11 protein-coding genes are annotated in these 13,113 nt (G+C 50.6%); 8 read left to right on the top strand and 3 right to left on the bottom strand.

Annotation, left to right across the window (positions count from 1 at the left end; genetic code table 11):
- Positions 1–130: 130 nt before the first annotated feature.
- Positions 131–3,055, top strand: a complete 2,925-nt coding sequence (gene ehaB / locus HV243_RS19275; protein ID WP_047357669.1) for an autotransporter adhesin EhaB — start codon at positions 131–133, stop codon at positions 3,053–3,055.
- A gap of 90 nt (positions 3,056–3,145) precedes the next feature.
- Positions 3,146–3,769, top strand: coding sequence for a hydrogen peroxide resistance inhibitor IprA (gene iprA / locus HV243_RS19270; protein ID WP_047357670.1), 624 nt, complete (start codon positions 3,146–3,148; stop codon positions 3,767–3,769).
- 1 nt (position 3,770) lies between these two features.
- Here iprA and ampH read toward each other — a convergent pair whose 3' ends face one another.
- The gene (gene ampH, locus HV243_RS19265) at positions 3,771–4,928 is read right to left on the bottom strand and encodes a D-alanyl-D-alanine-carboxypeptidase/endopeptidase AmpH (RefSeq protein WP_047357671.1); all 1,158 of its coding nucleotides are present in this window, start codon (positions 4,926–4,928) and stop codon (positions 3,771–3,773) included.
- A gap of 383 nt (positions 4,929–5,311) precedes the next feature.
- Here ampH and sbmA point away from each other — a divergent pair, with 383 nt between their 5' ends.
- Positions 5,312–6,532 (top strand): peptide antibiotic transporter SbmA, encoded by a 1,221-nt coding sequence (gene sbmA, locus HV243_RS19260; protein ID WP_016155831.1) that lies wholly within the window; start codon positions 5,312–5,314, stop codon positions 6,530–6,532.
- Between the two features lie 16 nt (positions 6,533–6,548).
- Positions 6,549–7,652 (top strand): DUF1615 domain-containing protein, encoded by a 1,104-nt coding sequence (locus HV243_RS19255; RefSeq protein WP_047416936.1) that lies wholly within the window; start codon positions 6,549–6,551, stop codon positions 7,650–7,652.
- Here the strand turns inward: HV243_RS19255 and HV243_RS19250 are convergent.
- The gene (locus HV243_RS19250) at positions 7,637–7,960 is read right to left on the bottom strand and encodes a DUF2755 family protein (protein ID WP_016151998.1); all 324 of its coding nucleotides are present in this window, start codon (positions 7,958–7,960) and stop codon (positions 7,637–7,639) included. The two genes, HV243_RS19255 and HV243_RS19250, sit on opposite strands and share 16 nt — an antisense overlap.
- 264 nt (positions 7,961–8,224) lie before the next feature.
- Here HV243_RS19250 and HV243_RS19245 point away from each other — a divergent pair, with 264 nt between their 5' ends.
- Entirely contained in the window at positions 8,225–8,446 is a 222-nt protein-coding gene (locus HV243_RS19245) for a DUF2754 domain-containing protein (protein ID WP_016151999.1), read from the top strand.
- Positions 8,447–8,471: 25 nt separating this feature from the next.
- On the opposite strand, the gene ddlA is transcribed toward HV243_RS19245, so the two are convergent.
- Positions 8,472–9,566, bottom strand: a complete 1,095-nt coding sequence (gene ddlA / locus HV243_RS19240) for a D-alanine--D-alanine ligase (protein WP_047416933.1) — start codon at positions 9,564–9,566, stop codon at positions 8,472–8,474.
- Between the two features lie 302 nt (positions 9,567–9,868).
- Here ddlA and HV243_RS19235 point away from each other — a divergent pair, with 302 nt between their 5' ends.
- From HV243_RS19235 to phoA, 3 genes are all read left to right on the top strand, one after another.
- The gene (locus tag HV243_RS19235) at positions 9,869–11,065 is read left to right on the top strand and encodes a multidrug efflux MFS transporter (RefSeq protein WP_053388999.1); all 1,197 of its coding nucleotides are present in this window, start codon (positions 9,869–9,871) and stop codon (positions 11,063–11,065) included.
- Between the two features lie 249 nt (positions 11,066–11,314).
- Positions 11,315–11,557, top strand: coding sequence for a sigma-S stabilization anti-adapter protein IraP (locus HV243_RS19230; protein ID WP_016152002.1), 243 nt, complete (start codon positions 11,315–11,317; stop codon positions 11,555–11,557).
- A gap of 104 nt (positions 11,558–11,661) precedes the next feature.
- A complete protein-coding gene (phoA, locus tag HV243_RS19225) occupies positions 11,662–13,077 on the top strand; it encodes an alkaline phosphatase (RefSeq protein ID WP_047357675.1) in 1,416 nt (471 codons plus the stop codon).
- Positions 13,078–13,113 lie beyond the last annotated feature (36 nt).

Raw genomic sequence — 13,113 nt, 5'->3', positions numbered from 1 at the left:
ACGACTAGCAAAGAATAATTGAACCTTTACTTTGTGAAACCGCATAATCGTCTCCGCGAAACATAAAATGTTTTCTTTGCATTGATAATTGATGGATCAACTATATTACGTCCCTGAGGAGGGATGACAAATGCACACTTGGAAAAAGAAACTAGTAGTCTCACAATTAGCATTAGCCTGTACTTTGGCAATCACTTCTCAGGCGAATGCTTCTACTGATATTTCTGGAACTACGTACACAACGTTCACCCATTATAATGACGCATCACATGTTGATGACGTTTACTTCGATGGCTATGTCGGTTGGAACAATTACGGCACTGATAGCATTTATAACGGTGATATTTATCCGGTAATCAATAACGCTACTGTCAACGGCGTTATTTCTACTTATTATCTGGATGATGGACTGTCAACTAACGGCAATTATAACAGCCTGACGATTAAAAACAGTACCATTCACGGAATGGTGACATCCGAATGTATGACCACGGATTGTACTAACCGTACGGGTACCGACTATTACTACGACCGTCTGGCGATGAATGTCATCAACTCCACTATCGATGACAACTACGAACATTATACCTACAACGGTACCTATAATGACGTGGCTGATACGCACGTTGTCGACGTTTATAACCTGGGTACGGCTATCACTCTGGATCAAGAAGTTGATCTGTCTATCTCCAACAACTCTCACGTCGCGGGTATTACCCTGACTCAGGGTTATGAGTGGGATGATATTGACGATAATACCGTCATCACCGGCGTAAACAGCGGCGAAGTGTTTAACAACACTATCGCTGTTACCGACTCTACCCTGACCTCAGGTTCCTGGTCTGATGAAGGAAGATCCGGCTGGTTTGGTAACACCAGCAATGCGAGCGACTACAACGGTAACGGTTGGAACGCGAATGATATCGCATTGGCGGTTATTGCTAATCCCAATGCAGATAACGCGATGCAGACCACCGCCACGTTTGATAACGCTACGCTGATGGGCGATGTGCTGTTCTCCAGCAACTTTGATGAGAACTTCTTCCCGAACGGTGCTGATACTTACCGTGATACCGATGCCGATCTGGATACCAACGGCTGGGATGGTACTGACCGTCTGGATCTGACCCTGAACCACGGCAGCAAGTGGGTTGGTGCGGCAATGTCCGTCCATCAGGTTGACGTTGATGGTGATGGCGTTTACGAAAGCTATGCTGAGGGCACTGAAGCCACTCCTACGCTGATTGATATCGCTGCCAACAGCCTGTGGCCTTCTTCAACCTACGGTATCGATAGCAACACATCCTCTTATGACGAAAATGGTCATGTGGTTGGCAATACCGTTTATCAGAGCGGTCTGTTCAACGTGACGCTGAACGGCGCTTCCCAGTGGGATACCACCAAAACTTCTCTGATTGACACCCTGAGCATCAACAGCGGTTCCGTTGTCAACGTGGGCGATTCTGCGCTGGTTTCTGACTCCATCTCTCTGACCGGTGCTTCCGCACTGAACATCAATGAAGATGGTCGTGTTGCGACTAATACGCTGTCTATTGACAACAGTACCGTAACGATTGCTGATGATGTCTCTGCTGGCTGGAATGTGCTTAATGCCGCGCTGTATGCCAATACCATTAACGTCACCAACAACGGCGTTCTGGATGTGGGCAACAGCACCGGTAACGCACTGCAGGTTGATACCCTGAATCTGACCAGCTACACCGACGCTTACAACCATGTTAATGCGGGTGTTTTCGACATCAACAGCGCTAACTATGTGTTGAATGCTGACCTGACCAACGATCGTACTAACGATACGCGCCAGGCTAACTACGGTTATGGCGTGATCGCGATGAACTCTGATGGTCATCTGACTATCAACGGTAACGGTGATTCCGACACCTCAGGCGATCAGTCTGAAGTTGATAACTACGGTGATCACGTAGCAGCGGCAACCGGTAACTATAAAGTTCGCATCGATAACGCCACTGGCGCAGGTTCTGTTACCGATTACAAGGGTAACGAGCTGATCTACGTTAACGACAAGAACAGCACCGCAACCTTCTCTGCAGCCAACAAAGCAGACTTGGGTGCTTACACCTATCAGGCTCAGCAGCAGGGTAACACCGTTGTTCTGCAGCAGATGGAGCTGACCGACTACGCGAACATGGCGCTGAGTATTCCGTCTGCCAACACCAATATCTGGAACCTGGAGCAAGACACCGTTGGTACTCGTCTGACTAACGCGCGTCATGGTCTGGTAGATAACGGTGGTGCATGGGTGAGCTACTTCGGCGGCAGCTTCGATGCGGATAACGGCAACATTAACTATGATCAGGATGTTAACGGCATCATGGTCGGTGTTGATTCCAAAATCGATGGTAACAACGCTAAGTGGATTGTCGGTGCTGCGGCAGGCTTCGCGAAAGGTGACATGAGTGATCGTACCGGTCAGGTAGATCAGGATAGCCAGACTGCCTATTTCTACTCTTCTGCTCGTTTTGCGAACAACATCTTTGTTGACAGTAACTTAAGCTACTCCCACTTCAACAACGATCTGTCTGCCAGCATGAGCAACGGTCAGTATGTTGATGGCAGCACCTCTTCTGATGCCTGGGGCTTCGGCTTGAAACTGGGTTATGACCTGAAGCTGGGTGAAGCAGGTTACGTAACCCCTTACGGTAGCGTATCCGGTCTGTTCCAGTCTGGTGATGACTATAAGCTGAGCAACGACATGAAAGTTGACGGTCAGTCTTATGACAGCATGCGTTATGAACTTGGTGTAGATGCGGGTTATACCTTCGCCTACAGCGATGACCAGGCGCTGACCCCGTACTTCAAACTGGCCTACGTTTACGACGACTCTAACAACGATTCTGATGTAAACGGTGATTCTATCGACAACGGCGTAGAAGGTTCTGCGGTACGCGTTGGGCTGGGTACTCAGTTCAGCTTCACCAAGAACTTCAGCGCGTACACCGATGCTAATTACCTCGGTGGCGGTGATGTCGATCAAGACTGGTCTGCAAACGTTGGTGTTAAATATACCTGGTAAAAACTTTCTTGCAGAGAAATAAAAGGTAATTTTATTTAGAAATAATGCCCGTCACGCATTTGACGGGCATTTCTTGCAAGGAATTCGCACATGCTATCTTCAAATAAACCTCTTCTTGAGTTTGGTAAGCTTGATAAATGTTTAGCGAAATATGGTAAGCACTTTGAGTGTGATAACGACAAAGAAATAATTTTTTCCAGCGATATTAATAGTGACGAAACTTTTGTTATTTTAAGTGGTGTTGTTTCCTTACGTAGAGGGGAAAGCGTGCTGGTCGGGATTGCACAGGCGCCTTTTATTATGGGCCTTTCTGATGGTGTGATGAAAACAGATGTACAATACAGATTAATAACCGAAAATAATTGTACGGGATACCACCTGCCTGCTTCGCAAACGATAAATATAATTGAACAATGCCAGCTTTGGCGTGAAGCCTTTTGCTGGTTAGCATGGCAAAATTCCATGTTTGAGTTGCGCGATCTGCAGCTGATCGGCAATAACTCCTACGATCAGATCCGCGCGACGCTGATATCCATGATGAAATGGGACGACGTACTGCGTTCGCGTATCGGCGTCATGAACTATATTCACCAACGCACGCGAATTTCACGCTCAGTTGTCGCTGAGGTTCTCGCGGCATTGCGTAAAGGTGGTTACATTGAAATGAATAAAGGCAAACTGGTGAGCATTAACCGTTTGCCTTTTGAGTATTAAGTCAGGATGTAGGAATAACCTGCGGTTTATTCCCGCTCAGCTCTGCAACCAGATCGTTGATACCGTCGCTCATATTGGTAAATCGGGTTAGCGGAGAACGGGTTACCACGATAAATGCCCCGACGTTTTGCTGTGGGATCATCGCCATATAGGTAATGAAGCCGCCGCCGCCACCGGTTTTTTGAATAATTCCTGGTCGCCCATTCTTCGGTGCCATATAGACCCAGCCCAAACCCAGCGCATCGGCTCTACCTGGAACATCCATCCCTATTACTTTGGTTAACTGCGTACGCTGATAAATCAGCGTCTGCATACGGTCGGCCTGCTGGCTACGATGGTAAAAATCAGATGAGAGATACTGCTGCATCCAGCGCATCATATCGCCGGGCGTTGAATAAACACCACCGCTGCCCATCGCCGCCAGGGTATTGTTGCAAGGACTGGCACCTTTTTCCGCGACCATCAGGCGTCTGCATTGATCGGGGGATGGGGTAAAGGTGGTGTCTTTCATCCCCAGCGGACGGGTAATTTTTTCTTCAAACAGCTGCGGATAAGGCTTTCCGGATGCGGTTCCTAGCGCATCGGCCAGCAGGTCAAACGCCAGGTTGGAATAAGAAGCCTGCGAACCCGGTGCGGCTTTAAGCGTGGCGGTTGAGAGATAGCTCCAGCGCTGTTCACGGGTTGGCCAGACAAACACCGGGCGCTTCGCCGCACCGCCAGGCTGTTCGCGCGGCAGCGCGCTGGTATGCGTCGCCAGATTCACCAGCGTTATCGGCGTGCCCTGATAAGTTGGCACGCGCGCGCCAGGCGGCGCATATTTGCTCAATGGATCGTTGAGTTTAACCGTACCCTGATCGAGTAATTTCACCAGCATTTCGCTGGTCATTAATTTAGTAATAGAGGCAATTCGAATAACGGAATCCAGCTGCGGATGAACGTTATTGCCAGGGCGTGTTTCGCCGAAGCTGCGAAATACGCGCTGGTTACCATCAATCACCACGAGCGCCATCCCCGTAGCACCGCTGCCGTAAAATATATGGTCGGCATAACGATCGACTATATCAGAGGCGAAGACCGGATCGGTTATAGGCTGTGCCGCCTGGACAGATGTCAATGACGCCGCACACAGCGCGGCAGAAAAAAGCAGACTACGTTTCAACGGTGGTGTCCATGAGTTAGAGAAATTGAAAAAGGATGTCGTGCGTATGCGTATTTATACTACTCATCGGCGTATTGCAAAGCGCTTATCAGCCAATGATAGTGTGAAAAACGTAACGATGAGTAAACGCGAGCGTTTCCCGGATTACGGATGTTCGCTTTTGTGATCTCACGCTGTGATAATCTGCACTTGCTGGAACGTTGTCGAGTGTGAAAATCACAGAAACAATTCTTCATACCCGGGTGCGAACTAAGTGCCGCGGTTTTGGTCACACTTGTCGGTTTCAGCTTGTGTTTTTGGGCGTAAGCCGTCTGGCCGCCGCACTCCACGGTGGCAAATACACAGCAGTCGTCATAACGATAAGAAGTTAGCAGGAGAGCACTATGTTTAAGTCTTTTTTCCCAAAGCCGGGGCCGTTCTTTATTTCGGCATTTATTTGGGCACTGGTCGCCGTTGTATTCTGGCAAGGAGGTGGGGGAGCCTGGGTTGCGCATATTACCGGCGCGTCGGGAGACGTACCGATTAGCGCGGCCCGATTCTGGTCACTGGATTACCTGATTTTTTATGCGTATTACATTCTTTGTGTTGGGGTGTTCGCGCTGTTCTGGTTTATCTACAGCCCGCACCGCTGGCAGTACTGGTCCATACTGGGCACGTCGCTGATTATTTTCGTGACCTGGTTTCTGGTTGAAGTTGGCGTCGCCGTCAACGCCTGGTATGCGCCATTCTATGATCTGATTCAATCCGCGTTGAGTGCGCCGCATAAGGTGAAGATTGAGCAGTTCTATCATGAAGTAGGCATCTTTCTTGGCATTGCGCTGATTGCCGTGGTCATTGGGGTGATGAACAACTTCTTCGTCAGCCACTATGTATTCCGCTGGCGTACCGCAATGAACGAACACTATATGGCGCACTGGCAGCATCTGCGTCATATCGAAGGTGCGGCGCAGCGTGTGCAGGAAGATACCATGCGTTTTGCCTCCACGCTTGAAGATATGGGGGTCAGCTTTATCAATGCGATTATGACGCTGATTGCCTTCTTACCTGTACTGGTCACACTCTCAGCCCATGTGCCGGACCTGCCAATTGTTGGACATGTTCCTTATGGCCTGGTGATTGCCGCGATTGTCTGGTCGTTGATGGGAACCGGCTTGCTGGCGGTAGTCGGCATCAAACTTCCGGGGCTGGAGTTTAAAAACCAGCGCGTGGAAGCGGCCTACCGTAAAGAACTGGTTTACGGTGAAGATGACGCTAATCGTGCGACCCCGCCGACGGTGCGTGAACTGTTCCATGCGGTGCGCCAGAACTACTTCCGCCTCTATTTTCACTATATGTACTTCAATATCGCCCGTATTCTATACCTGCAGGTTGATAACGTTTTCGGCTTGTTCCTGCTGTTCCCGTCGATTGTTGCCGGTACGATTACGCTCGGCCTGATGACGCAAATCACCAACGTGTTTGGCCAGGTGCGAGGCTCGTTCCAGTATTTGATTAACTCCTGGACAACGTTAGTAGAACTGATGTCTATTTATAAGCGTCTGCGCAGCTTTGAACGTGAGCTTGATGGCCAGGATATTCAGGAAGTTACCCATACGCTTAGTTAATAAAAAAGGAGATGTTATGTCGACGGTTTCCCGTCTTTACCCCTTGTCCGGTCTGGCCGCTCTGGTGCTGGTGGGATGTAGTAGCCAACCCGCGCAGCCGCTAAAAAAAGGGGAGAAAGCCGTCGATGTGGCGAGCGTGGTGCGCCAGAAAATGCCCGCCAGCGTGAAAGACCGGGACGCATGGGCGCAGGATTTAGCGAAGACGTTTGAAAGCCAGAAGCTGGCGCCGACGGTTGAAAATATCTGTTCGGTGCTGGCGGTCGCGCAACAGGAGTCAAACTATCAGGCGGATCCGGCCGTTCCAAACTTAAGTAAAATCGCCTGGAAAGAGATCGACCGGCGCGCCGAGCGTATGCATATCCCGCAGTTTGTGGTGCATACCGCACTGAAGATTAACTCGCCAACGGGGAAAAGCTACAGCGAGCGTCTGGATACGGTGAAAACGGAAAAACAGCTTAGCGCCATTTTTGATGATTTTATCAATATGGTACCGATGGGGCAGACGCTGTTTGGTTCGCTTAATCCGGTACATACCGGTGGGCCAATGCAGGTCAGTATCGCGTTTGCCGAGCAGCACGCCGACGGGTATCCGTGGAAAATGGCGGGAACAGTTCGTCAGGAAGTGTTCAGCCGCCGCGGTGGGCTGTGGTTCGGTACGTATCATCTGCTTAACTACCCGGCGAATTACAGCGCGCCAATCTTCCGTTTCGCCGATTTCAATGCGGGATGGTATGCCAGCCGCAATGCGGCTTTCCAGAATGCGGTCAGTAAAGCCAGCGGAGTGAAGCTGGCGATGGATGGTGACTTGATTCTCTATGGCAGCAGCGAGCCGGGCAAAACCGAGCTGGCGGTACGTAAACTGGCCGGGAAGCTGGGGATGAGCGAGAGTGAGATCCACCGTCAACTGCAAAAAGGTGACAGTCTGGCTTTTGAAGATACCACTCTGTACGAGAAGGTCTATAAGCTGGCGGAAGCGAAGACTGGGAAAGCGCTACCCCGTGAAATGCTGCCAGGCATTCAGCTGGAAAGCCCGAAGATTACACGTAATCTGACTACCGCGTGGTTTGCGAAACGCGTGGACGATCGTCGGGCGAAATGTATGGGTCAGTCATCATTATGATGACGGCGGCGCCAGCGCACGAATGCCGCGATGGCGCCAAGAATCAGACTTCCGGCAAGGAAAGGGACCAGCCCAAAAAGGGTACCGACGCCTAAGCCAATTTCAACTCGTGGGCGTCCTGTCTCTTGCATTTGCAACTGCATCAGCTGTTCATAGATGCCGGGAGCGTGGGCCAACAGATTTAAAACCTGCGCGCCTGCCCAAAAGCAAAACAGCACAAATACGGCATACGCAATGTTGCCGGGCAGGGAGGAGGTATCCCGATGCTTGCCCTTAAACAGGGATTTTGAGAGCGTAAAATCAGCCATAAAGACCTCCGGAAATAACCTGCTTTTTTTGACGTGATGCCTGGAACTGACAGTGAGTCTGACAGGTGATCGGCAATGTCAATATCAGAATGATGGTAATTTCAGGTAGAGATTATTCCTGGATCTCGGTTTTTTGCTGGTTGTCACAATTACGTAACCTTAAGTGAAATCAAGTTACATTTCAGAAATTCCGCACAGGCCACAGACGTCTATGAGGAAATGTGCGAGGATGTGCTATCACGTTGTATTTCCACCGGAGCCGTTATGAACCTGCCTGTTAAAATCCGCCGAGACTGGCATTACTATGCCTTCGCTATTGGGCTTATCTTTATTCTGAACGGTGTGGTGGGCTTACTGGGTTTTGAAGCGCAGGGATGGCAGACCTATGCGGTGGGGTTGGTAACGTGGGTGATTAGCTTTTGGCTGTCCGGATTAATTATCCGTCGCCGCGTGGAAGATGAAGAAGAAGCAAAGGATGCCCAATAGCTCTCGATCAGGCATCCAGGCGGGTTTACATACTGGTTTTCAACGCGCTATCCGCCGCATGACGTTCCAGCGCCAGTTCGATCAGGCGAGTGATCAAATCGGTATAGCCTAAGCCGCTCGCCTGCCACAATTTTGGATACATGCTGATGTTGGTAAAGCCCGGCAGCGTGTTGATCTCATTGATCACAACATCGTTCTCTGCGGTTAAGAAAACGTCCACGCGCGCCATACCGGCGCAGCCCAGCGCCTGATAAGCCTGAATAGCAATGTCGCGGATCTTATCGTTAACTTCCGGTGCGATCGCTGCCGGAACAACCACTTTGGCACCGTTATCGTCAATGTATTTGGTGTCGTAAGCGTAAAAATCACTGTTCAGCACGATCTCGCCACAGGTACTGGCCTGCGGTTGATCGTTGCCCAGCACCGCGCATTCGATCTCGCGGCCCTTGATCCCTTGTTCCACCACGACTTTATGGTCGAATTCAAATGCCAGCGCGACGGCCTGATTGTATTGCGCTTCGCTGGTCACTTTACTGACGCCAACGGACGAGCCCTGGTTGGCTGGTTTCACAAACAGCGGCAGGCCAAGGCGGGATTCCACCTCGGCAAAGCTGATGCGGTTGCGATTGGCACGGGTGAGCGTAATAAATGGCGCGATGTTTAATCCGGCATCGCGCAGTAGACGTTTGGTTACGTCTTTATCCATACAGGCCGCAGAACCCAGGACATCAGAACCGACGAACGGCAGATTCGCCACGCGCAGCATACCCTGCAGAGAGCCATCTTCACCCAACGTGCCGTGTACGATCGGGAAAATAACATCGACCGTTGGCAGTGGCTGACCGTTTTGCGCATCGATCAACTGGTGCTCTTGTTTACCCGGGACCTGAGCCAGGCTGGTCGCGGAAGGACGCAGCGCAATATGCGCTGGATCATCTGAATTGAGCAGATAGTTACTGGCATCGCTAATGTGCCATTGTCCTTGCTTATCAATACCTAACAGCACAACGTCAAAGCGAGTCTTGTCGATGGCATCGACAATATTTTTTGCCGATTGCAATGACACTTCATGTTCCGCTGATTTACCACCAAATACGATTCCTACCCGCAACTTTGCCATCTTAAAAAACCCATTCCATGAATGCAAAGCACATACATTACCACGACAAAACGCAGGTTTCCTCGGCTTCTGGCAGATTGTTTTGGTGGGCAACAGAGGAACAGATAAGCGCAAACGCGCAGAACGGACGCGGAGCATAAACCCCTGCTGATATTGTGGGGTTGATGTGAGGTATATCACAAATATGATGAGCGGGAAGATAAAATCCTAAACTGTGATATATCGCACCTGTGGACCCTTATTTGGCTAAGTAATTTGTTAAGCTACTCAAAGTTTTCAGCTACTTATCGTTATGAGTCCCTATGGAATCCTGGAGAGTAAACCTCATTTCCGTATGGTTCGGTTGCTTTTTCACCGGCCTGGCGATCAGCCAAATCCTGCCTTTTTTACCGCTCTATATCTCCCAACTGGGGGTGAGCTCCCATGAAGCACTCTCAATGTGGTCCGGCTTAACGTTTAGCGTCACCTTCCTGATTTCAGCCATCGTCTCTCCGATGTGGGGGAGTTTAGCCGACCGTAAAGGACGCAAGCTAATGTTGCTGCGGGCCTCTTTGGGCATGGCGATTGCGATTTTACTGCAGGCCTTTGCCACTAACGTCTGGCAGCTTTTTCTGCTGCGTGGGATCATGGGGTTAACGTCTGGCTATATTCCCAATGCGATGGCGCTGGTAGCCTCACAGGTTCCGCGCGAACGCAGCGGGTGGGCGCTGAGTACGCTCTCGACGGCGCAAATTAGCGGCGTTATTGGCGGACCGCTGATGGGGGGCTTTATTGCCGACCACGTTGGCTTACGGGCGGTATTCTGTATTACCGCGGCTTTGCTGGTAGTGAGTTTTCTGGTCACGCTGTTCTTTATCAAAGAAGGTGTGCGCCCGACAATCAAAAAAAGCGAACGCCTGAGCGGGAAGGCCGTCTTTGCCTCGCTGCCTTATCCGGCGCTGGTGATCAGCCTGTTTTTTACTACGATGGTGATCCAGTTATGTAACGGCTCAATTGGGCCGATTCTGGCGCTGTTTATTAAATCAATGGTCCCAGACAGTTCTAATATTGCCTTTCTCAGCGGGCTGATTGCTTCGGTTCCGGGCATCTCGGCGCTGATTTCTGCGCCCCGGCTAGGTAAATTAGGCGATCGTATTGGGACCGAGCGGATTTTAATGGCAACGTTAATCTTCGCCGTCGTGTTGTTTTTCGCCATGTCATGGGTCACTACGCCGTTGCAGTTGGGGATCTTACGTTTTCTGCTCGGCTTTGCCGACGGCGCGATGTTGCCCGCGGTGCAGACGTTGCTGGTGAAATACTCCAGCGACCAGATAACCGGGCGCATTTTTGGTTATAACCAGTCATTTATGTACCTCGGCAACGTAGCCGGGCCATTAATGGGAGCAACGGTTTCGGCAATGGCGGGTTTTCGCTGGGTGTTTATTGCCACGGCGTGCATTGTGCTAATCAACATCTGGCAACTGGCTATCGCGTTGCGACGTCGGCGCTGCGCACGCTGAGTACCTGATTAACAACGCTGCCCGCAAGCGTTGTTAATCCATCATTATGCATTTATATATCCAGGTGATTATTAATCCCCTTACCCTTTTATATGGAATAATTCTGCGCTAAGACTCCTTCTCCCTTATTTTGTGTTGTGATTGTTTTCGCAAAACGTTTTATTTCTTATGAAAATACAACTTTCATCCTCTAGGCAGTTGTGAGTCTTAATGATAACGTGGCCTATATTTGGTTAAGGGAATACGTAAATGAAAAATCTCGTTACTGAGTTGTTACTTAAGCTCGCCCAAAAAGAAGAAGAGTCGCAAGAACTGACGGCGCAGGTTGAAACGCTGGAGCAGGTAATCATCGAAATGCTGCGCAATATGACGTGTAACGATCGGCAAATATTTATTCGCCAAATTGAGGGGGCTTTGGCTGGAGAAGGCCGTATGCCTGCGTTTCTGACCAACGTTCATAACGCTGGCGAGAGTGTGCCAAAAGCGTTTTGAGTAATCCGTGGTGCGTCATCCACAAATTATCATAAAAGTGTCACATCAAATACTTATAGTCGCTTTGTTTTAATTTTACCGTATTTATACATGGAGAAAATAAAGTGAAACAAAGCGCACTCGCTATTGCCCTGTTACCTTTGCTGTTTACCCCGGTTATTAATGCAGAAACCTCTGCCATAACGGTTATGGATAATCGTGCCGCTCAGGGTGATATCACCACGCCGGGCGGCGCCCGCCGATTGTCTGCCGATCAAACGGCGGCTCTGCGCGAATCTCTGAGCGATAAACCTGCCAAAAATATTATTTTATTGATTGGCGATGGGATGGGTGACTCAGAAATAACGGCCGCGCGAAATTATGCCGAAGGCGCAGGCGGCTTTTTTAAAGGGATTGATGCTTTACCGTTGACCGGACAATACACGCACTATGCGTTGGATAAGAAAACGGGTAAACCCGATTATGTGACGGATTCTGCGGCATCCGCGACGGCGTGGACCACCGGTGTGAAAACCTATAATGGCGCGCTGGGCGTTGATATTCATGAAAAAGATCACGCCACAATTCTTGAAATGGCAAAAGCGGCGGGGCTGGCAACAGGCAACGTTTCTACCGCTGAATTGCAGGATGCTACCCCGGCGGCGCTGGTTGCCCATGTGACTTCGCGTAAGTGCTATGGCCCTGGCGTGACACGTGAAAAATGCCCAACCAATGCGCTGGAAAAAGGCGGTAAAGGGTCAATCACCGAACAATTACTCAATGCCCGGGCTGACGTTACGCTGGGCGGCGGGGCAAAAACGTTTGCGGAAACCGCTGCGGCAGGCGAGTGGCAGGGTAAAACGTTGCGTGAACAAGCCCTGGCCCGCGGTTATCAGATGGTGAGTGATACCGCGACTCTGGCGGCGATTACCGAAGCTAATCAGGATAAACCTCTGCTGGGCCTGTTCTCTGACGGCAATATGCCCGTGCGCTGGGAAGGTCCGAAAGCGTCTTATCATGGCAATCTGGATAAGCCGGTTGTGACCTGTACGCCAAATCCAAAGCGTGACGACAGCGTGCCAACGCTGGCGCAGATGACGGATAAAGCGATTGAGCTGTTAAGCAAAAATGAGAAAGGTTTCTTCCTGCAAGTGGAAGGGGCGTCAATCGATAAACAGGACCACGCCGCCAACCCGTGCGGACAGATTGGCGAAACGGTCGATCTGGACGAAGCGGTACAGCGCGCGCTTGCCTTTGCGAAGAAAGATGGCAACACCCTGGTGGTGGTAACCGCTGACCACGCACATGCCAGCCAGATTGTCGCGCCGGATACCAAAGCACCAGGCCTGACCCAGGCGCTGAACACCAAAGATGGCGCGGTTATGGTCATCAGCTACGGCAACTCTGAAGAGGAATCTCAGGAGCACACCGGCAGCCAACTGCGAATTGCAGCCTATGGCCCGCATGCGGCGAATGTGGTCGGCCTGACCGATCAAACCGACCTGTTTTACACCATGAAAGCGGCGTTAGGACTGAAATAACCCGACGCCCGGCGGCAATACTTTTGCGCCGGGTGG

The sequence above is a fragment of the Citrobacter sp. RHBSTW-00599 genome (assembly GCF_013784065.1).
Lineage (GTDB): Bacteria > Pseudomonadota > Gammaproteobacteria > Enterobacterales > Enterobacteriaceae > Citrobacter > Citrobacter braakii.
This window is presented reverse-complemented; position numbering and strand designations above follow the sequence as displayed.

Coding starts and splice junctions, on each gene's coding strand:
- iprA (WP_047357670.1), top strand. CDS start 3,146: ATGCTATCTTCAAATAAACCTCTTCTTGAGTTTGGTAAGCTTGATAAA.
- HV243_RS19250 (WP_016151998.1), bottom strand. CDS start 7,960: ATGGCTGATTTTACGCTCTCAAAATCCCTGTTTAAGGGCAAGCATCGG.
- sbmA (WP_016155831.1), top strand. CDS start 5,312: ATGTTTAAGTCTTTTTTCCCAAAGCCGGGGCCGTTCTTTATTTCGGCA.
- ddlA (WP_047416933.1), bottom strand. CDS start 9,566: ATGGCAAAGTTGCGGGTAGGAATCGTATTTGGTGGTAAATCAGCGGAA.
- ehaB (WP_047357669.1), top strand. CDS start 131: ATGCACACTTGGAAAAAGAAACTAGTAGTCTCACAATTAGCATTAGCC.
- HV243_RS19255 (WP_047416936.1), top strand. CDS start 6,549: ATGTCGACGGTTTCCCGTCTTTACCCCTTGTCCGGTCTGGCCGCTCTG.
- HV243_RS19235 (WP_053388999.1), top strand. CDS start 9,869: ATGGAATCCTGGAGAGTAAACCTCATTTCCGTATGGTTCGGTTGCTTT.
- HV243_RS19245 (WP_016151999.1), top strand. CDS start 8,225: ATGAACCTGCCTGTTAAAATCCGCCGAGACTGGCATTACTATGCCTTC.
- HV243_RS19230 (WP_016152002.1), top strand. CDS start 11,315: ATGAAAAATCTCGTTACTGAGTTGTTACTTAAGCTCGCCCAAAAAGAA.